Origin of the sequence: Dolomitihabitans soli (assembly GCF_022213955.1) — a bacterium.
Taxonomy (GTDB): domain Bacteria; phylum Actinomycetota; class Actinomycetes; order Streptosporangiales; family Streptosporangiaceae; genus Streptosporangium_A; species Streptosporangium_A soli.
This window is the reverse complement of sequence record NZ_JAKNTW010000002.1, coordinates 48,809-67,253: the sequence shown is the minus strand read 5'-3', so window position 1 is coordinate 67,253 and position 18,445 is coordinate 48,809. Positions and strand designations below refer to the sequence as shown.

Genomic DNA, 18,445 nt, shown 5'->3' with positions numbered 1-18,445 from the left:
GCGATCAAGCCATACGCTGAGATGGTGAGGATCCTCCACGTCAGTGACTGTTATCTGCCGCGGCTCGGAGGCATCGAGATGCAGGTCGCCGATCTGGTCCGGATGCAGAGGGAGGCGGGACACGAGGTCGAGGTGGCGACCGCGACACCGGGGGAGCGGTTACCCGGTCTGCACAGAATCGTGGCGCGGCTGCCGTTCGACCTCCCGGTGCATCCCTTCGGCGTCGGTCATCTCCTCCGGTTGATGGCGGCGCGGCGGCCCGATGTGGTCCACGTGCACGCCGGCGCGGTCTCGCCGTTCGCCTGGATGGGCGCGCGGGCCGCGGAGCGGGCGCGGCTGCCCGTGGTGGTGACCGTGCACAGCATGTGGGATCCCGTGACGAGCGGGATCTACCGGGCGTTGCGCGAGACCTTCGGCTGGCGGAGCTGGGGCCTGGTGGGCACCGCCGTCAGCGAGGCCGCCGCCCGTCCGATCCGCGCCGTCGCGGGGCGTGGCGTGCCGGTGCACGTCGTCTCCAACGGTCTCGACCTGGCCGGCTGGCGCCCGTCCGGCGGGCCGCGCCGGGTCCCGGACGGCGAGCCGGTGCACGTGGTAGCCGTCGGCAGGCTCGCGCCGCGGAAGCAGCCCCTGCGGTTGCTGAAGCTGCTCCAGGGCGCGGGCGCGCGGACCCCGCTGCGCGCGACGATCGTCGGCGACGGCCCGGCGAAGGCGTCGATGCGGCGTTACCTGCGCGCGCACGCGATGGACGGGTGGGTGTCACTGCCCGGCAGGCGCAGCCGCGAGGAGATCCGCGACCTGCTCGCCCAGGCCGACGTGTTCGTCGCCCCGGCCCCGCGGGAGTCGTTCGGGCTGGCGGCACTGGAGGCGCGGGCGGCGGGCGTGCCCGTGGTGGCCAGGGCGCAGAGCGGGGTGGCCGACTTCGTCCGGCCGGGGAAGGAGGGCCTGCTCGGGCGCGACCTGGCCGAGCTGACCACCTCGGTCGTACGGCTGGCCGCCGATCGTGAGCTGCGTGAGCAGATCGCCGGGCACAACCGTGAGACGGAGCCGGTCAGGTGCTCATGGCCATCCGTGCTGGAGGGCTTCGAGAGCTGCTACGCGCAGGCCCGGACCAGGGCTCAGCGGCGCAGCACCACGTAGCCCTCACGATCGAACACGACCTGGTAGCCCTGGCTCCTGAGGTCGGCGACCCGCCGCTGCTGGTCCTCGGCCGAGCCGAACGGGAAGTGGGCGGCCGTGAGATCGGCGACGACCCATGGAGCCAGCCGGGGCGTGTGGTCCAGCAGCAGGACCGTGGCGCGTGAGCTGAGCGCGGGCCCCAGCGCGTTGGCGGCCTCCACGACCACGCCCGAGGGGACCGTCGAGACGGCCGCCGCCGCGGCCTCGGCGCGGGCGTCGCGCTGGTAGAAGGCCGGATGGACGAGCTGGTCGAGGGCGAACCGGGGAAGCAGCGTGATCGCGATCGCGCACACCGCGACCGACCAGCTCAGGATCAGCCCGCGGTCCTCCCGCCGTTTGATCAGGCCGAGCACTCTGATCAGCCCGTCCACGCCGGCGCAGGTCAGGATGACGACGGTGAACGCGCTGTGGTGGAAGTCGGTGATCCACCAGTGCAGCCGGTCCGACAGCATCCGCTCCAGGAAGTGCGGCACGGCCATCAGTGTGAGCGGCGAGAACAGGCACAGCAGCAGGGTGGGCCACAGCATGATCGCCATGGTGTCCACCTTGTCCTCCGGCGTGAAGAAGGTGCTGATCACCGTGAACGGGTCGGTGACCAGGGTCGTGAGCACGCCGGAGACGCCGGAGCCGAGCTGGTCGTAGGCCCAGTACATCTCGGGGTCGCCGCCGACGGCGGGGATCAGGACGCCTCTGACGAGCAGGGTCCAGCCGAATCCCAGCAGGGCGAAGCTGGCGCCGTCCAGCCGCCTGCCGATGGCGAAGGCGTAGGCGCCGAACCCGATCACGAGCAGGCCCATGTCCTCCTTGACCAGCAGCAGCGCCATGGCCGCCGCGGCGCAGGACCTGAGCCGGTCCGCCTGGTAGCGCTCGATCATGATCGAGATGAGCAGCGGGGCGAACGCCACCTCGTGGAAGTCGAAGTTGGCCGCCTGCGCGATCGGCCAGGACAGCGCGTACGCCACGGCCACGAGATAGGCGGGGACGGCGCCGAGCACCCGCCGGGTGAACGTCCAGACGAACGGGATGGCCAGGGCGAAGAGCACCGCCTGGGCGACGATCAGCGTCTGCGGCCCGTCGTACACCCAGTAGAAGGGCGCGAGCAGCGCCAGGATCGGTGAGAAGTGCTCGCCGAGCTGCACGAAGTGCATGCCCTGGTCGAGGCTGATGCCGCGGGCCGCGCTGGTCGGCGCCCCGAAGGCGGCGAACCCCCTGACCATCTGGTCGAAGATGACCAGGTCGAAGGTGCTGGCCTTGAAGGTGTGCAGCTTGACCAGGCCGAGTGTGGCGTAGACGGCGGCCGCCGCGGCGGTGAGCAGACCGACTCTGAGCGCATGCCCCCGAAGCCCGGCCGTACGGATGACCGTACGCCACCGGGTGGGTAACCAGCGGTTGGTGGGAGTGTCCTCGACGATGGTCACTGCGACAGATTAGACACTTTCAAACCGGTATGGGCCGGTACGGCGGGGCGCACCCACTGCTGTACCGGCCCATACCGAGGTGGATCAGCTGCAGGCGTTGGCCAGCTTGGTGCCGGACTCGCTGAGCGTCGTGGTCAGCCCGGTCAGCGCCGTGACCGCGCCGGCGGGGTCAGAGGCGTCGATCTTGACATCGCCGAGACCGGTGGCCAGCTCGTTGAGCGCGACGGCGACTTCGCCCTCGGCGTTGCCGGCGAGCGTCTTGAACTTCTCGGACATCTCAGTGAGGGACTTGTCGAGGCCCTTGAGATCTCCGGCGGCCGCGGCGGTGATCTGGGTGGTGCCGTCGTTGAGGACCTTCGTGGCCTCCGCGCATTCGGCGGCGGACGCCCCGCCACAGGCGGCGGTGAGGGAGACGAGTAGGGACGCGGCAACGAGGACGGTGCCGCGACGGGCGAGGACGGAGAACATGAACTGCCTTCTCTGGGGGTTCGAATGGCACTTGAAACGAACCGGCACCATAGTGATCGACACTTGCAGATCACTTTCATCGGACTTACAGGTGATGCCGGAGTTACCGGATGTTACTCCTGTTGCGCGATGTGTCAGGAGTGAGACGCGTGAATCCGCACGGGCCGGACCGCCCAGCCGAAGACGACGAAGTCGAAGGCGGCTCGCCTCCGAAGGACGCCGTGGAGTCCCGCCCCGGACGTCAGAGGCGGGCAGGACGTGGGCGGGGCGACCGCCTCGCCGGACGCCATCCGGAGCGGTACGCGCGACGTGATCAGCAGGCGTTGGCGACCTTGGCGCCGCCCTCAGAAAAGATCTTGGTGAGCTTTTCCAGCTCGCCGACGGCGGCGGCGGGGTCCGAACCGTCGAGCTTGACCGAGTCGATGTCGTCGGCCATCTTGGCCAGTTCGGTGGCGAGTTCGCCCTCCGCCTTGCCGCCGATCGTCTTGAGCTTGCCCGCCGCCTCGTCGAGGGCCTTGTCGAGGCCGTCGAAGTTGTCGTTCGCCTTCGCGAGCTTGTCGCCGAGGTCATTCCAGACCGCGGTGGCCTCCAGGCACGCCTCCGTGTTGGCGGAGGCCAAGCCACAGGAGGCGGTGAGTAAGACGAGAACGGACGCGGCGATGACGGCGGGGCCGCGACGGATGAGGACGTTGGACATGGCTTTCCTTAATGTCAGGTGGGGGTGCCCCGTGCGACCCTCAGGGCTTACGGAGATCACCCAGTGTCGTTTCTGCGGCACAGAGGGTAAGAGTCCGGTATGGCTGAGGCATCAGGTGTGGGGCACACGCAGCAGCACTCGCTCAAGAGGGTGATCGGGCGCAAGGTGCTGCTGCTGTTCGTGATCGGGGACATTCTAGGCGCGGGGATCTACGCCCTGGTCGGAAAAGTGGCCGGGCAGGTGGGCGGGGCGCTGTGGCTGCCGTTCCTGGTGGCGTTCGTGCTGGCGGCGCTCACCGCGACCGCGTACGCCGAACTCGTGGGCAAGTACCCGCAGGCGGCCGGGGCCGCGTTGTACGCGAACAAGGCGTACGGCATTCCGTTCGTGACGTTCATCGTGGCCTTCGCGGTGATGATGAGCGGCATCACCTCGGCGAGCGCGGCGGCCCGCGCCTTCGGCGGCGACTACCTCGCCGAGTTCATCAGCCTTCCGGTGCTCGCCGGAGCGCTGATCTTCCTGGCGCTGATCACGCTGATCAACTTCGCGGGCATCTCGGAGTCCGTCAGGGTGAACGTCGTGCTGACGATCGTGGAGGCGGGCGGCCTGCTCGTCATCGTCGCGATCGGCGTCTTCGCGCTGATCTCCGGGGACGGCGAGCCGGGGCGGGCGCTGATGTTCCATCCGGCGCACGGCGCGTTCCTCGGCGTGCTCGGCGGCACCGCCCTGGCGTTCTACGCGCTCCTCGGCTTCGAGGACTCGGTCAATCTGGCCGAGGAGGCGAAGGACCCGCAGCGGGACTATCCCCGTGCCCTCTTCGGCGGGCTGATCGTCGCGGCGGTGATCTACCTGGCGGTCGCCTTCACCGCCACGATGCTGGTCGACACGAAGACGCTGGAGACGTCCACCGGGCCGCTGCTGGAGGTCGTCAAGGTGGCGGGGTTCGCGTTCCCGCCCAAGGTCTTCGCCCTGATCGCGTTGCTCGCGGTGGGGAACACCGCGCTGATCAACATGCTGATGGCCTCCCGCCTGGTGTACGGCATGGGCCGCGAGCGGATCGTGCCGGCGGTGTTCGGCGCCGTGCACCCGAGCAGGGCCACGCCGTGGGTCGCGATCCTGTTCACCGTGGCGATCGCGGTGGTGCTCGTGTCCACGGGTGAGATCGGCGGGCTGGCGGACACGACGGTGCTCCTGCTGCTGTGCGTGTTCGCGCTGGTGAACGTGTCCGTGCTGGTGCTGCGGCGGGAGACCGTGGAGCACGATCACTATCGCGCGCCGAGCTGGGCGCCGGTGCTGGGCGCGGTCGTGTGCCTGGTGCTGATCCTGCCGATCACCGGGCGGGAGGGATCGGTCTATCTCCGGGCGGTCGTGCTGATCGCGATCGGGGTGGTGCTGTGGTTCATCAACCGGCTGGTGGTGGGGAAGATCGACCGGATCGACCCTACCAAGATCACGCCGGGTGACTGACCCCGGCGGCCGGTCGAGGGGTTGGAGAGGGCCCCCGCTCCGGCTGGGGGGCCGGAGCGGGGGAAGAGGTCACCAGTACATGACGGCGGTCTCGTTGGACTGCCAGGAGCTGTAGACGCGGACGCGGAGCACGTAGTGGCGGCCCTTGAAGAGCCTGGCCTTGAGCTCGGTGTTGCGGGACTGGCCGCTGTCGTCGTCGCCGCCCACGTAGCGCAGTTCGCCGTCGACCTCCTCGAAGAGCACGCTCACCGCGTCGGCGGGGCCGAAGGTGCGCATGGTGTACTCGCGGGTCGCGTCGGGGTCGATGGTGAAGTCGGCCTGCTCGCCCTTCGCGAGCGACAGCGGCACCGACTGGAACGGCTTGAGCCGGGGAGCCGACGCCGGGTCCAGCGGCGGGTACCACTGCCGGATGTACGCGGCGTCGGTCGCGGAGATGGTCCCCGGCGGGTCGACGCCGCCGGTGTGGAACTCGGCGGGGGTGATGATCAGACCCGGCGGGAAGGGGTACTGCATGATCGACTGCGGGTCCCACGTCGAGCCGCTCACCTCACCGGGGTCGAGCTTGCGCAGGATGTTGTGGAAGGTCTTCTCCCGTGACCAGAAGTTCGGCGGCCCGGCGAGCGTGGCGTAGACCTTCTCCTCGTCCCACGCGATGCCGGCGTTGGGGTTCTGGTGCTCGTGGGGCATGCCCAGGGTGTGGCCGATCTCGTGCAGCGCCGTCCGGCGTTTGCCCGGCGGGGTGAGGTCCCAGCCGAAGTTCATCGTGCGCTCGTTGACTCCCTGGTCGAGCACGTCGCGGCCGACGTAGGACCAGGATCCGTCGCCCGGCATGAACCCGACGCGGATCTCCGCCTCCGAGCGGTCGGCCACCTCCTTCAGCTTGAGCCCGATCCCGAGGGCCTGCCATTCTCCGAAGCACTCCCTGACCACGTCCTGCTGGTCCTTGCTCCCGACCCAGGAGACGAACGTCTGGACGCCGCCCTGGTTGACCGTGGAACCGTCGGTGTCGCGGTCGAAGAAGTAGTAGTGGAGCGTGGTGCCGTTCACCCATTTGGCGCGCAACAGGACGATCGCGTCCATGCGGTCCTGCGTGAGACCGGTCGGCAGGACGGGGGCCGGCCGGAGGGGGAGTTCGCAGAACTCCAGCGTGTTCTCGCTCATGACGTCTCCTGAGTAGCCATGTTCCTGCCCTGACTCTCCGCCTCCGTCGTGATTCGCGCATGAGTATCCTGATACTCATCTGGGAACATGGGCTGATTCGGGTGGGTTTCAGCCTGTATGGAGACGACGAAGCAGGGCCAGGTCCAGTGGGAACCGACGGCCAGAAGAGTTCGTGCGTATCTCGGCGGGCGCCCGGTGGCCGACACCGTCCGCGCGCTGCTGGTGTGGGAGAACCCGTACTACCCCACTTACTACCTCCCGCTCGCCGACGTCGAGGACGGGCTGCTGAAGCCGACGGGTGAGACCGATCACTCGCCGAGCCGGGGCGACGCCGAGGTGCACTCGGTGGGCGGCCGCGAGGGCGCGGCCCTGGTCTACACCGACTCGCCGATCGAGGCGCTGCGCGGCACCGTACGGCTCGACTGGGCCGCGATGGACGCCTGGTTCGAGGAGGACGAGGAGATCTTCGTCCACCCCCGCAGCCCCTACACCCGGGTCGACATCCTGCCCAGCTCGCGGCACGTCCGGGTGGAGGTGGACGGGGTGACCGTGGCCGACTCCCGGAACGCCCGCATCCTCTTCGAGACCGGCCTGCCCCCGAGGTACTACCTCCCGAAGACCGACGTCCGCCTGGACCTCCTCGAACCCACCGACACCGTGACCCACTGCCCCTACAAGGGCACGGCCGCGTACTGGACGGTCAACGGGCAGAAGGACCTTGCCTGGTCCTATCCCACCCCGCTGCTCGAAAGTCACCGGGTCGCCGGTCTGATCTGCTTCTACAACGAGAAACTAGACATCTACCTCGACGGCGAGCTCCAGGAGCGAACACAGACGAAGTTCAGCTGACGGGAGGCGCGCGTGGGCTGATCAACCGGGTGCCCGTTCACCAGGTGACCTGGACCGCCGCCGGTCCGGAGTCGGCGAAGCCGTGCGTCCAGGGGATCTCCTCGACCGGGGTGGCGAGCCGCAGGTCCGGTAGACGGTCGCCGAGGGCGCGGAGGACCGCGGAGACCTCCAGGCGGGCGAGGGCGGCCCCGAGGCAGTAGTGGGCGCCGTGCCCGAAGGCCAGGTGCTTGCCGGGCCGCCCCGGGAGGTGGGTGCCGGGCTCGGCGAAGTGGCGCGGGTCCTGGTTGGCCGCCTCAAGCCTGGCCAGCACCATGTCACCGGCGTGGACGCGGACGCCGTCCAGTTCGAGATCCTCCGTGGCCCAGCGCGGCAGGGCCTCGCCGATGAGTCCCGACAGCCGTCGCAGCACCTCCTCGACGTCGAACTCCTCGCCGGCGGGGCGACCGTCACGGATCATCTGGACGACCGACACCGAGATCGCGTTCCTGGCGCTCAGGTACCCACCCTCCACGAGGGTCATGGCCATGGCGGAGAGCTCGTCGTCGTCAAGCCGTCCGTCCTCGGTGTCGCGCACTTCGACCAGCGCGCTGAGCAGGTCGTCGCCCGGCTCCTTTCGCTTGGCCTCGACCAGGCCGCGGGAGTACTCCCGGAGCGCCTGGTGGGCCTGCGTCATGGCGGCCACGTCGGGGACCTCGCCGACCACCAGGGCGGTCTCGGCCCAGCGCCGGAGGGGCTCGCGTTCCGCTGCGGGCACGCCGATCAGCTCGCCGATCACGGTGAGGGCCAGCGGGGTGGACAGGGCGGCGACGAGGTCGGCGGGCGGGCCCGCCGCGATGATCGCCGTGACGCGTTCGGCGACCAGGTCCTCGACGCGCGAAGCCATCGAGGCGACGCGCCGTGCGGTGAACGTCTTCGACACCAGCCGGCGCAGCCTGGCGTGCGCCGGACCGTCCTGGAAGAGGGTGTCGTTGCCGGGATAGCCGCCGGGCGGGCTCACTCCGAAACGCGGGTCGGCCAGCACGGTCGCCACCGCGTCGTAGGAGGTGACCAGCCACGCCTCCTGGCCGTCGGGGGTGACCACCTTCGCGACGGGAGCGGTCTCGCGGAGTTCGGCGTACGCCGGCGGCGGCGCGAGCGGGTCCGGGCGGTCGAAGGGCAAAGTCCTGGGCGTCATTCTTTCCTCCGCGGTCGTTTGGCAATACGACTGCACTGTAAAGAAGGCCCGCCCTGTTAGTCAATGCGAGTGTATTGTGAAAAGATGGGCAGGTGCCCAAGAAGGTCGACAACCACGCCCGCCGCAAGCTGATCGCCGAAGCCCTGGTGCGTGTCGCCGCCAAACGGGGCCTTGAGGCGGTCAGCCTGCGGCACGTCGCCGAAGAGGCGGATGTGTCCCTGGGCATGGTGCAGCACTACTTCCGCACCAAGGACGAGATGATGACCTTCGCCATGGACGTCGTCCGCGACAACGCCGGCGCCAGGATGGCCGGTGGCATCGAACCGAACCTGCCGCCCAAGGACCTGGTCAGGGCGTTGCTGGTGCAGTTGCTCCCGCTGGATGAGGACCGCCTGCTCGACGCAAACGTCGCCCTGGCGTTCTTCGCCTACACCGCCGTCCGGCCGCAGGCCGGCGCCGGTCTGCGGGAGAACACCACGCAACTGCGGGATTTCATCACCGGCCAGATCCTGGCCTCCCGGGAGACCGGCGACGCCTCACCCCGGCCCGACCCCGTTCTGGCGGCGACCGCCCTGGCCGCGCTCATCGAAGGGCTGTCGATCCACGTGCTCGGCGGACACTACTCCGCCGAGGAGGCGCTGGCCGCACTCGACACCCACCTGGACACCGTCTTCAGCTGAACAGATGGCGTGCCGTGCTGCGGCCCGACCGTGGCGGCGGCGGTGAGAACCGCCGCCGAGGTGGGTCGGCGGCGGTCTCAGCGGCGGATCACGTGCAGGACGCTGGCGATGCGCTCGGCGGCGGTGGCGACGTCCTCCGCCTGGCCGATGCGGCCCGCCCAGGAGAGCCAGAACCACCATTCGCCGTCCTCCTCGTGGGAGGCGAACACGTCCTCGGTCATGGCCGGGACCATGGGGTTGATCACGTGCAGCCGGGGGAAGAGGCCGGTTCGCGCGGTCAGCTCCACCTGGAAGGCGTGCGCCTCTAACTGGAAGGCCAGCCGTTGAAGATGATCTACCGCGTCGGCCGTCGTCGTGTGGCTGTCGGGCCTCATGCTGATCACTCCTGCCGGGGCGTTGGGGAGGTCGGGTAACAGCAGGGTGCGGTCTGTGCCGCCGGACCGGCAATCGTGCCGGGGCCTCGATACGAGGAGTAGGTGGGAAACTAGCTGTAATTCCGTGGAAAATACGCGGTTCCGGGGAAGATGGATGACGGGACCGTTTATGGCGTAGTGCGCCATGATTAACCTCAGCGAAACATCGATCTTTGCGGGGGCCCTAGACGCGGAGGGGCGGGCGATGGCCCGGGGCGAGCACTCACCGGCGTGCGCACGACGCTGGCGCGAACAAGGCGAAGCACGGCAATGGAGCACATGGCAGACCGTCCAGGCGATCCACGGATGCTGTGGAGTGAGCCTGCTGAAGGCTCACCGGCTGGCCAGGGGCTGGTCGGCCCGGTTGGCCATCCAGGAGTTGGAAGAGCTGTGCGCGCGGCACGACCTGGGCGAGCCGCGCGCCAGCATCGACCTGCTCAACGCGTGGGAGAACAACCGGGCCAGGCCGCGCCCCCAGACGATCGACCTGGTGGCCAGGCTCTACCGGGCCAATGCCGTACGGCTCGGCCTGGCGGGCGACTACATCGAGGAGCCGGGCGACGGCACGGTCGTGGTCGTCCAGCCGGAGGGGCCGCCGCTGCTCATGCCCGACGCCCACGTGATCCACCAGGACGACCAGGAACGCCGGGCGTTGTTCCACCACGCGCTGCTGGGTTCCGGCATGGTCATGAGCGGCCGGATGCTCGCCGAGGTCGAGCGCACCCGGCAGGATCTCGACCGCACGCTGGCCGCCTCCACGGTGACCGAGGACCAGCTCGACCGGCTCGACGAGCAGGTGGTCCGCTACCGCAGGGAGTACATCACCAGTGCCCCGCTGCCGATGCTCTACCGCCTGATGCTGGAGCTGTCCGACGTCCGCAGGCTGTCGGCCGTACGCCAGCAGGCGTCGTCACAGCGCCGCCTGCTGAACGCCACCACCATGCTCGCCCTGCTGTCGGCCGACGCCCTGATGAAACTGGGCGACACCCGCCAGGCCCACGCCTGGTACGGCACGGCCAGGACCGCCTCCGACGACATGGGCGACGTACGGCTCCGCGCCCTGGTCCGCGCTCAGCAGGCGATGCTGCCCTACTACTACGGCGACCTGACGGAGACCGTACGGCTGGCCCGTGAGGCGCGGATGCTGGCCGGGGCGGCGCCGAGTTCACCGGCGGCGCTCGGCGCGGCGGCGGAGGCGCGGGCGCTGGCCAGGATGGGCGAGCACAAGGCGGCCAGGACCGCGCTGGCCGACGCGGAGCAGATCTTCGCGCGGATGCCCAGGGAGGGCGCCGACCATCTGGCCTTCCGCTTCTCGGAACGCCGTCTGCGGTTCTACCGGACCTGCACGCTGATCGAGCTGGGTGAGACCGAGCAGGTCGACGACTGGACCCTCGGCCCGTCCGGCCCCTACACCATCGACCCGGCGCTGATCATGCTGGACCAGGCGACCCGGCTGGCCAGGGAGGGACGGATAGAGGAGGCGTGCCGGCTCGCCGAGCAGGCGCTGCTGCACGTGCCGCCGGAGCACCGCACCTCGATCGTGGTGATCAGGGCCAGGGCGCTGCTCGCCGCGGTGCCGCCCGCGCGGCGCAGGATGCCCGCCGTACGGCATCTGACCTCCATGCTCGCCGAGGCCATCCCGCAGCTGGCCCTGGAGCGCCCGTGAGGGCCACGCTGGCGGACGAGGCGACCGCCGTGCTGCGCGAGGTGTGCGTAGGGATGGGGCTCGATCCGCGGGGGGCGCATCTGCTGCGGGTGCGCAGCAACGCCGTGTTCAAGCTGCGCAGCGAGATCGTGGTGCGGATCGCGACCGCGCCGGACGCGCTGACCAGGCTGCCCGTGGTGCTCGCCGTGGCCCGCTGGCTGGCCGAGCGGGGCTTCCCGACGGTACGGCCGGCGGACGAGCTGTGCGACCATCCGGTGGTCCACGCGGGGCGGGTGATCACCTTCTGGCGGTACGTGCCCGCCAGCGGCCGGCCGACCACCACCGAGCTGGGCCACATCCTGCGCGACCTGCACCGGCTGCCGGTGCCGCCGTTCGCGCTCAAGCGGCTGGCCGACCCGCTGGCCGAGGTGCGGCGGGCGGTGGAACGCCGGACGGACGTGCTCACCCCCTGCCAGCGGGGGTGGCTGCGCGACCGGGTCGCCGAGCTGACCGAGCGCTGGGAGGGCCTCGACGACGCGGGGCCGCCGGTGCTGCTGCACGGTGACGCGTGGATCGACAACCTGCTGCGCTGCACCGACGGGCACGTGGTCCTGTGCGACTGGGACGGCGTGGCGGTGGGACGGCGTGAGTGGGACCTTGTGCACACCTACCACGGCCAGCGGCGCTTCGGCCTGACCGCCGCCGACGTCGACGCGTTCGCCGCCGCCTACGGGCGGGACCTGCGCGCCTGGCCGGGGTATTCCACGTTGATGGAGGTCAGGGACATGTACGCGGTCGGCATCCACATCCGCAACGCGACCGGTGACCCCTTCTCCCGGCATGAGCTGCCCCGTCGCCTCGACTCGCTGACCAACGGCGACGGCCATGCCCGGTGGTATCTGGCCCCCGCGTAGGGTGACGGCGTGAACGACCAGCCACCCGTACGGGGCGTCGCCGCCAGGGTCACCGACATCCTGGCGGCCTTCCTGCCCGGCGACGTCCGGTTGACGCTCACCGAGATCTGCCGCCGTGCCGGGCTGCCGCTGACCACCGGCCACCGGCTGGTCGGGGAGCTCACCGCGGCGGGATTCCTGGAACGGCTGCCGGAGGGCTCCTACCGGGTGGGGCGGCGGTTGTGGCGGATCGGCGCACAGGCGGCGGAGCCGCGCGGGCTGCGCGAGCTGGCGCTGCCGTACATGGCGGATCTGTACGCCGCGACCAGGGAGAACGTCCAGCTGGCGGTGCTCGCGGAGGATCGGGCGCTGTGCCTGGAGCGGCTCCGCGGGCCGCAGTCGGTGCCGCTGTTCTCCCGGGTGGCCGGCGACCTGCCGCTGCACGCCACCGGGGTCGGCAAGGTGCTGCTGGCCTTCGCCGGCGAGGAGACGGCCGATCGGGTGCTCGGCGGGCCGCTGCCGGCGCACACCCCGCACACCGTGACCGACCCGGCGCGCCTCCGCGCCGAGCTGGCGGAGATCCGGCGCACCGGCCTGGCCCACACCCTGGAGGAGATGTCGGCGGGCACCTGCTCGGCCGCCGCGCCGGTGCTCGGGCCCGGTGACGAGGTGGTGGCCGCGTTGTCCGTGGTGGTCTGGCGGCACAGCGCCGACCTGCGGCGGCTGGACCCGGCCGTGCGGTCCGCCGCGCGCGACCTGGGCAGAGATCTCGTGGCCGCCCCTTCCGCTGGGCGGAAGTCCCAGTGATGCGCACCTGATCCGCACGACATGCTCGTGTCATGCGAACTCAGGTCGGGACCACCGGAGCCGGTCCCTCGTCGGAAGCGGCGGCGACGCTCGCCGGGAACCAGGTGGGGGCGCCGTGACAAGCAAGATCGTCGATTCGCCCGCCGCGGCGGTCGCCGAGATCTTCGAGGGCGCCTCGCTGGCCGTGGGCGGGTTCGGGCTGTGCGGGGTGCCGTCGGTGCTCATCGAGGCGCTGCGCGAGCGCGGCGTGGGCGGCCTCTCGGTCGTCTCCAACAACTGCGGCGTCGACGGCGGCGGACTCGGGCTGCTGCTCGCCGACGGCCTGATCGACCGCGCCACCGGGTCCTTCATCGGTGAGAACCGGGAGCTCGCCAGGCGCTACCTCGCGGGCGAGATGGAGGTGGAGCTGGTCCCGCAGGGCACGCTGGCCGAACGGCTGCGCGCGGGCGGATGCGGCATCCCGGCCTTCTACACCCCCGCCGGGGTCGGCACGATGGTCGCCGAGGGCGGCCTCCCGTGGCGCTACCACCCGGACGGCACCGTCGCCGTCGCCTCGCCGCCCAGGGAGACCCGCACCTTCGACGGGCGGGAGTACGTCCTGGAGGAGAGCATCACCACCGACTTCGCGCTGGTCCGCGCCGCCAGGGGCGATCGGTTCGGCAACCTCGTCTTCGCCAAGTCCGCGAGGAACTTCAACCCGTTGTGCGCGATGGCCGGCCGGGTCACGATCGCCGAGGTGGAGGAACTGGCCGAGCTGGACCCCGAGGAGGTCCACCTGCCGGGGATCTTCGTCAGCAAGGTGGTCCCGGTCGGCGCGGTCGACAAGCCCATCGAGAACCGGAGGACCCGCGGTGCCCTGGACGCGTGACGAGATCGCCGCCCGCGCGGCGGCGGAGCTGGACCCGGGCGACTACGTCAACCTCGGCATCGGACTGCCCACGCTGGTCGCCGGGCACGCCCCCGAGGGGGTGTGGATCCACTCGGAGAACGGCGTGCTCGGCGTCGGGCCCTATCCCGCCGAGGACGAGGTGGACCCCGACCTGATCAACGCGGGGAAGGAGACCGTCACCGTCGTGCCCGGCGCGGCGTTCTTCGACTCCTCGCTGTCGTTCGGCATGATCCGCGGCGGCCACGTGGACGTGGCGGTGCTCGGCGCGATGCAGGTGTCGGCGCGCGGCGACCTGGCCAACTGGTCCGTTCCCGGGAAAATGATCAAGGGGATGGGCGGGGCGATGGACCTGGTGCACGGCGCCTGGCGGGTGATCGTGCTGATGGAGCACACCGCCAGGGACGGCAGCCCCAAGATCGTCAAGGAGTGCTCGCTGCCGCTGACCGGCGCCGCCTGCGTCCACCGGATCATCACCGACCTCGGCGTGCTCGACGTCACACCGGGTGGCCTGCTCCTCGTCGAGACCGCGCCGGGAGTCACCCCGGCCGAGCTGCGCGACCTCACCGAACCTTCCATCGGAGGACTCGATGCCCGCTGACGACCCGCACCCGCCGTACCTGCATCCCCCCTACGGCAGCACCCTGCTGCGCGCGCCCGCGCAGCCGCTCCTGGCGCCCAAGCTGGACCCGGAGGCGGCCGAGCTGGTCGATCCCGTCTACGGCCACCGGCCGGTCGGCGACCTCGACCACGACCTCACCCGGCAGCGTCCGGTGGAGCCGCTCGGCGAACGGATCATCGTCACCGGCCGGGTCCTGGAGTCCGGCGGGCGGCCCGTGCGCGGCGCGCTGGTCGAGGTGTGGCAGGCCAACGCGTCCGGGAGATACGCCCATGACCTGGACCGGCACCCCGCGCCGCTCGACCCCGGCTTCCACGGCTTCGGCCGCTGCCTGACCGACGACGAGGGCCGCTACCGGTTCGTCACGATCAAGCCCGGCGCGTACCCGTGGCGGAACCACCCCAACGCCTGGCGTCCCGCGCACATCCACTTCTCGGTCTTCGGCACCCAGTTCGCCCAGCGGCTGATCACCCAGATGTACTTCCCCGGCGACCCGCTCTTCGAGCACGACCCGATCATGAACTCGGCGGCCGCCGCCCGTGACCGGCTGGTCGCCAGGTTCGACCTGGGAACCACCGAACCCGAATGGGCGCTCGGCTACCAGTGGGACATCGTGATCAAGGGAGCGGCCTGATGCTGACCCCGTCCCAGACCCTGGGCCCGTTCTTCTCCCACGCCCTGCCGTACGCCGAGGGCCCCTTCTGCGTGCCCGAAGGGCACCCCGGTGCGATCGAGCTGCGCGGCCGGGTCACCGACGGGGCGGGCGAACCGGTGCCCGACGCGCTGCTGGAGATCTGCCAGCCCGGCCTCTTCGGCCGCTGCCCCACCGCCCCCGACGGCTCCTACCACTTCCGTACGGCCCGCCCCGAGACCTATCTCCCGTTGCTGATCTTCGCCCGCGGGCTGCTGAAACCCGTGTGGACCCGCGTCCATCTCACCCCGGACGACAGGTTCCTCGACGAGGTGGACGAGTCACGGCGCGCGACCCTGGTGGCGACGCGGGAGGGCGAGGCGGTCTACCGGTTCGACGTCAGGCTCCAGGGCGCGGGGGAGACGGTGTTCTTCGCGATCTGAGGCTCAGAGCTCCACGCTGGACATGTCCGGATAACGCGCGCCCTGCACCGCGCCCGCCGGTACGGCCCGTTCCAGGGCGTCGAGCTGGGCGGGCGTCAGTGTGACGTCGGCCGCCGCGGAGTTCTCCTCCAGGTAGCGCAGACGCTTGGTGCCGGGGATGGGGATGACGTCCTCGCCCCGGGTGAGCAGCCACGCCAGCGCGAGCTGGGCGGGGGTGCAACCGGCCTCCTCGGCTATCGCGCCGACGGCGGCCACCAGGGCCAGGTTGTGCTCGGCGTGCTCGGCCTGCATGCGGGGCATGTGCTTGCGGAAGTCGTCGTCCGGGATGTCCTCCACCGCGCCGAGGGTGCCCGTCAGCAGACCGCGGCTGATCGGCGAGTAGGCGACGAGCGCGATGCCCAGCTCGCGGGCCGCAGGCAGGATGTCCTCCTCCAGGCCCCTGGTGAACAGGGAGTACTCGCTCTGCAGGGCGGCGATCGGGTGGGTGGCGTGGCCCTTGCGCAGGGTGTCGGCGCTGACCTCCGACAGGCCCAGGTGCCGCACCTTGCCGGCCGCCACCAGTCCGGCCATGGCGCCCACCGTCTCCTCGATGGCCACTTCGGGGTCGCGGCGGTGCAGGTAGTAGAGGTCGATGTGGTCGACGCCGAGCCGCTGGAGCGAGGCGTCGCACGCCTGGCGGACGTACTCGGGCCTGCCGTTGACGGCGCGGGCGGTGGGGTCGTCACTCCTGACGATGCCGAACTTGGTCGCCAGCACGACCTCGTCACGGCGGCCCTTGACGGCCCGGCCCACCAGTTCCTCGTTGCGGCCCCTGCCGTACATGTCGGCGGTGTCCAGGAAGTCGACGCCCAGGTCCAGTGCTCGGTGGATGACGGCGATCGACTCCGCTTCGTCGGTCGCGCCGTAGAACTCCGACATTCCCATGCAACCCAGGCCGATCGCGGAGACCTCTGGTCCTCCGTCACCGAGACGACGCTTGATCATTTCTCCCCCATATGTCAGATGCCTCACTTCAGTCTTGCCCCTGGAGCGCGGTCCAGGTCAAACGGGGGGTTGCCATGCCGGGGCGAAGCCACCCGTGACCCTGAGGGGGCCAGCCGTACCATCGGGGGCGTCGCGGCAGGTCAGCGGGGTCCGGTCGGGGACGTCCCGGTGGAGTATTCCCTACCTGCCCGCGATGCTTCTCAGGGAGCCTTCAGGGCACGTTCTGGGTTGATCTCCGATACCCCGGAAGGCCGGGTTCCACGAGTGTCTTGACCATGGGCATTCGGGTTCACCAGGGTTATGTCGCCGGCGGTTTCGCGGCGGTCATCGCCGGAGCGGCGGCGATGATCGGGCTGCATCTGAGCACCGGGCTCGACCCGCTGCACAGCGTGATCAGCGAGTACGCCTTCGAGCCCGAGGGGTGGCTGCTCGCCGCCTCGCTGACCCTCTTCGCCGCCGGGTCGGTGCTGTTCGCGGTCGCCATGATCAAGGCGGGGGCGGACCGGCGGATCGCCTGGCTGATCGTCGTCTGGGGACTGTGCATGCTGCTGATCGGCGCCTTCCCCACCGACAAGCCGGGGGTGCCGTTGTCGATGTCGGGAGGCATCCACAGGTACGCGGCGTTCGTGGCGTTCCTCAGCATGCCGGTGGCCGGGCTGGCGCTCGCCCGCCGCCTCGGCCGGGACCGCAGCGCGGCGGTGATGCGGGTGCTCAGCGGGATCGCGCTGGCCTGCCTGGTCGCGGTGGTCGTGCCGTACGTGCTGCGGATGGGCGGGCTGGACGTGGCGAACGAGGACATCCCCGCGGGGCTCACCCAGCGGCTGGTCGTGGTGACCGAGGTGGGCGTGCTGGTGCTGCTCGGCGGCCTGCTCAGGCGCCAGGCGATCGGCCGTGCCGTACGGCAGACCGCCCGTTGACGGACACGGCGGGCACCGTCATTGACGGGCGCCCGCCGGCCGATCTAGCGTCGCAGGCACCCGGCCGACGGGTACGAACGCAGAGAGGCGACCGGATGCCGACCGTCAACACCGTCAGCGGGCCCGTCGACGTCGATGATCTCGGCCTGACCCTGATGCACGAGCACATCATCCTCACCTCCACCGAGTATCTGCAGAACTACGGCGTGGGCGGCTGGTGGGACGAGGAGTACCGGGTCGCCGACGCCGTCACCAAGCTCAGGGCGCTGGCCGCCAAGGGCGTCAGGACGATCGTCGATCCCACCGTGTGGGGACTCGGCCGCTACCTCCCGCGCGTGCTGCGGATCGCCGCCCAGGTGCCCGAGCTCACCATCGTCGTCGCCACCGGGCTGTACTCCTTCGAGGAACTCCCGCACCAGTACGAATTCCGCGGGCCGGGACTGGCCCTGGACATGCCGGATCCGATGATCGACGACTTCACCCGCGACCTCACCGACGGCATCGCCGACACGGGCGTGCGCGCGGCCTTCCTGAAGTGCGTGGTCGAGCGGAACGGCTGGACCCCCGGCGTGGAGCGCATCTGCCGTGCGGTGGCCCAGACCCACGTGCGCACCGGGGCGCCCATCACGGTGCACACCAACGCCGGCACCCGCAGCGGACTGCTCGCGCTCGACCTGTTCGCCGAGGAGGGAGTCGACCTCACCAAGGTCGTCATCGGCCACGCGGGCGACTCCAACGACCTCGACTACCTGATGCGGCTGGCCGACAGCGGCGCCACCCTCGGCATGGACCGCTTCGGTCTCGACACCTACAACACCACCGTGCGGCGGGTGGAGACCGTCGCCGAGCTGTGCGCCAGGGGCTACGCCGACCGGATGGTGCTCAGCCACGACACGGCCTGCTTCATGGACTACTTCGGCGGCGACTGGGACCAGGTCCTCGAACTCGCCCTGCCCAACTGGCGCTACGACCACATCCTCGACGACGTGCTGCCCGCGCTGCGGGAGAAGGGCGTCACCGCCGCGCAGCTCGACCAGATGCTCATCGCCAACCCCCGGGCGTACTTCTCCTGACCCGCCGGCCCGCGGTCCGCCCCCTGCAGCCGCAGGGCCCGCGGTCG

At 70.6% G+C, this 18,445-nt stretch carries 20 protein-coding genes; 13 read left to right on the top strand and 7 right to left on the bottom strand.

Annotated elements, in window-relative coordinates; genetic code table 11:
* Positions 1 to 24 precede the first annotated feature (24 nt).
* Positions 25 to 1,137, top strand: a complete 1,113-nt coding sequence (locus tag MBA17_RS05180; protein WP_238495108.1) for a glycosyltransferase family 4 protein — start codon at positions 25 to 27, stop codon at positions 1,135 to 1,137.
* On the opposite strand, the gene MBA17_RS05175 is transcribed toward MBA17_RS05180, so the two are convergent.
* From MBA17_RS05175 to MBA17_RS05165, 3 genes are all read right to left on the bottom strand, one after another.
* A complete protein-coding gene (locus MBA17_RS05175; protein ID WP_238495107.1) occupies positions 1,116 to 2,594 on the bottom strand; it encodes a DUF2079 domain-containing protein in 1,479 nt (492 codons plus the stop codon). The genes MBA17_RS05180 and MBA17_RS05175 overlap by 22 nt on opposite strands.
* An 84-nt stretch (positions 2,595 to 2,678) precedes the next feature.
* On the bottom strand, positions 2,679 to 3,062 hold the full coding sequence (locus tag MBA17_RS05170) for a hypothetical protein (protein ID WP_238495106.1): 384 nt from the start codon (positions 3,060 to 3,062) through the stop codon (positions 2,679 to 2,681).
* 313 nt (positions 3,063 to 3,375) lie between these two features.
* Positions 3,376 to 3,759, bottom strand: a complete 384-nt coding sequence (locus tag MBA17_RS05165) for a hypothetical protein (protein ID WP_238495105.1) — start codon at positions 3,757 to 3,759, stop codon at positions 3,376 to 3,378.
* 99 nt (positions 3,760 to 3,858) lie between these two features.
* Between MBA17_RS05165 and MBA17_RS05160 the strand changes: the two genes are divergently transcribed.
* A complete protein-coding gene (locus MBA17_RS05160; protein ID WP_238495104.1) occupies positions 3,859 to 5,223 on the top strand; it encodes an APC family permease in 1,365 nt (454 codons plus the stop codon).
* Between the two features lie 69 nt (positions 5,224 to 5,292).
* Here MBA17_RS05160 and MBA17_RS05155 read toward each other — a convergent pair whose 3' ends face one another.
* Positions 5,293 to 6,384, bottom strand: a complete 1,092-nt coding sequence (locus tag MBA17_RS05155; RefSeq protein ID WP_238495103.1) for a M12 family metallopeptidase — start codon at positions 6,382 to 6,384, stop codon at positions 5,293 to 5,295.
* Between the two features lie 117 nt (positions 6,385 to 6,501).
* Here MBA17_RS05155 and MBA17_RS05150 point away from each other — a divergent pair, with 117 nt between their 5' ends.
* Positions 6,502 to 7,233, top strand: a complete 732-nt coding sequence (locus tag MBA17_RS05150) for a DUF427 domain-containing protein (protein WP_238495102.1) — start codon at positions 6,502 to 6,504, stop codon at positions 7,231 to 7,233.
* 37 nt (positions 7,234 to 7,270) lie between these two features.
* Here the strand turns inward: MBA17_RS05150 and MBA17_RS05145 are convergent, their stop codons facing one another.
* Positions 7,271 to 8,407 (bottom strand): cytochrome P450, encoded by a 1,137-nt coding sequence (locus tag MBA17_RS05145; RefSeq protein ID WP_238495101.1) that lies wholly within the window; start codon positions 8,405 to 8,407, stop codon positions 7,271 to 7,273.
* A gap of 92 nt (positions 8,408 to 8,499) precedes the next feature.
* Here MBA17_RS05145 and MBA17_RS05140 point away from each other — a divergent pair, with 92 nt between their 5' ends.
* Positions 8,500 to 9,087: a TetR/AcrR family transcriptional regulator gene (locus MBA17_RS05140; RefSeq protein ID WP_238495100.1), complete on the top strand. Its 588-nt coding sequence runs from the start codon at positions 8,500 to 8,502 to the stop codon at positions 9,085 to 9,087.
* A 77-nt stretch (positions 9,088 to 9,164) separates the two neighbouring features.
* Here the strand turns inward: MBA17_RS05140 and MBA17_RS05135 are convergent, their stop codons facing one another.
* Positions 9,165 to 9,461, bottom strand: coding sequence for a hypothetical protein (locus MBA17_RS05135; protein ID WP_238495099.1), 297 nt, complete (start codon positions 9,459 to 9,461; stop codon positions 9,165 to 9,167).
* A 355-nt stretch (positions 9,462 to 9,816) separates the two neighbouring features.
* Between MBA17_RS05135 and MBA17_RS05130 the strand changes: the two genes are divergently transcribed.
* The 7 genes from MBA17_RS05130 (at position 9,817) to MBA17_RS05100 (ending at position 15,424) form a co-directional block, all read left to right on the top strand.
* Positions 9,817 to 11,166: an NsdA family TPR-like regulatory protein gene (locus MBA17_RS05130; RefSeq protein WP_238495098.1), complete on the top strand. Its 1,350-nt coding sequence runs from the start codon at positions 9,817 to 9,819 to the stop codon at positions 11,164 to 11,166.
* Positions 11,163 to 12,059 carry an aminoglycoside phosphotransferase family protein gene (locus tag MBA17_RS05125; protein WP_238495097.1) on the top strand — a complete coding sequence of 299 codons (897 nt, stop codon included), beginning with the start codon at positions 11,163 to 11,165 and terminating at the stop codon, positions 12,057 to 12,059. Before MBA17_RS05130 ends, MBA17_RS05125 begins: the two co-directional genes overlap by 4 nt.
* 9 nt (positions 12,060 to 12,068) lie before the next feature.
* A complete protein-coding gene (locus MBA17_RS50225) occupies positions 12,069 to 12,845 on the top strand; it encodes an IclR family transcriptional regulator (protein ID WP_238495096.1) in 777 nt (258 codons plus the stop codon).
* 115 nt (positions 12,846 to 12,960) lie between these two features.
* On the top strand, positions 12,961 to 13,713 hold the full coding sequence (locus MBA17_RS05115; RefSeq protein ID WP_238495095.1) for a CoA transferase subunit A: 753 nt from the start codon (positions 12,961 to 12,963) through the stop codon (positions 13,711 to 13,713).
* Positions 13,697 to 14,332 (top strand): CoA transferase subunit B, encoded by a 636-nt coding sequence (locus MBA17_RS05110; RefSeq protein ID WP_238495094.1) that lies wholly within the window; start codon positions 13,697 to 13,699, stop codon positions 14,330 to 14,332. Before MBA17_RS05115 ends, MBA17_RS05110 begins: the two co-directional genes overlap by 17 nt.
* Positions 14,322 to 14,984, top strand: a complete 663-nt coding sequence (gene pcaH / locus MBA17_RS05105) for a protocatechuate 3,4-dioxygenase subunit beta (protein WP_238495093.1) — start codon at positions 14,322 to 14,324, stop codon at positions 14,982 to 14,984. The genes MBA17_RS05110 and pcaH overlap by 11 nt, the downstream gene beginning before the upstream one ends.
* The gene (locus tag MBA17_RS05100; protein WP_238495092.1) at positions 14,984 to 15,424 is read left to right on the top strand and encodes a peptidase associated/transthyretin-like domain-containing protein; all 441 of its coding nucleotides are present in this window, start codon (positions 14,984 to 14,986) and stop codon (positions 15,422 to 15,424) included. The genes pcaH and MBA17_RS05100 overlap by 1 nt, the downstream gene beginning before the upstream one ends.
* Positions 15,425 to 15,427: 3 nt before the next feature.
* Here the strand turns inward: MBA17_RS05100 and MBA17_RS05095 are convergent, their stop codons facing one another.
* A complete protein-coding gene (locus MBA17_RS05095) occupies positions 15,428 to 16,408 on the bottom strand; it encodes an aldo/keto reductase (protein WP_238495091.1) in 981 nt (326 codons plus the stop codon).
* Between the two features lie 275 nt (positions 16,409 to 16,683).
* Between MBA17_RS05095 and MBA17_RS05090 the strand changes: the two genes are divergently transcribed.
* Positions 16,684 to 17,325, top strand: coding sequence for a DUF998 domain-containing protein (locus MBA17_RS05090; RefSeq protein WP_238495090.1), 642 nt, complete (start codon positions 16,684 to 16,686; stop codon positions 17,323 to 17,325).
* 95 nt (positions 17,326 to 17,420) lie between these two features.
* Entirely contained in the window at positions 17,421 to 18,398 is a 978-nt protein-coding gene (locus tag MBA17_RS05085; RefSeq protein WP_238495089.1) for a phosphotriesterase family protein, read from the top strand.
* Positions 18,399 to 18,445: the final 47 nt, after the last annotated feature.

Coding starts and splice junctions, on each gene's coding strand:
- MBA17_RS05145 (WP_238495101.1), bottom strand. CDS start 8,407: ATGACGCCCAGGACTTTGCCCTTCGACCGCCCGGACCCGCTCGCGCCG.
- MBA17_RS05170 (WP_238495106.1), bottom strand. CDS start 3,062: ATGTTCTCCGTCCTCGCCCGTCGCGGCACCGTCCTCGTTGCCGCGTCC.
- MBA17_RS05095 (WP_238495091.1), bottom strand. CDS start 16,408: ATGATCAAGCGTCGTCTCGGTGACGGAGGACCAGAGGTCTCCGCGATC.
- MBA17_RS05150 (WP_238495102.1), top strand. CDS start 6,502: ATGGAGACGACGAAGCAGGGCCAGGTCCAGTGGGAACCGACGGCCAGA.
- MBA17_RS05085 (WP_238495089.1), top strand. CDS start 17,421: ATGCCGACCGTCAACACCGTCAGCGGGCCCGTCGACGTCGATGATCTC.
- MBA17_RS05100 (WP_238495092.1), top strand. CDS start 14,984: ATGCTGACCCCGTCCCAGACCCTGGGCCCGTTCTTCTCCCACGCCCTG.
- MBA17_RS05155 (WP_238495103.1), bottom strand. CDS start 6,384: ATGAGCGAGAACACGCTGGAGTTCTGCGAACTCCCCCTCCGGCCGGCC.
- MBA17_RS05090 (WP_238495090.1), top strand. CDS start 16,684: ATGGGCATTCGGGTTCACCAGGGTTATGTCGCCGGCGGTTTCGCGGCG.
- MBA17_RS05135 (WP_238495099.1), bottom strand. CDS start 9,461: ATGAGGCCCGACAGCCACACGACGACGGCCGACGCGGTAGATCATCTT.
- MBA17_RS05160 (WP_238495104.1), top strand. CDS start 3,859: ATGGCTGAGGCATCAGGTGTGGGGCACACGCAGCAGCACTCGCTCAAG.
- pcaH (WP_238495093.1), top strand. CDS start 14,322: ATGCCCGCTGACGACCCGCACCCGCCGTACCTGCATCCCCCCTACGGC.
- MBA17_RS05165 (WP_238495105.1), bottom strand. CDS start 3,759: ATGTCCAACGTCCTCATCCGTCGCGGCCCCGCCGTCATCGCCGCGTCC.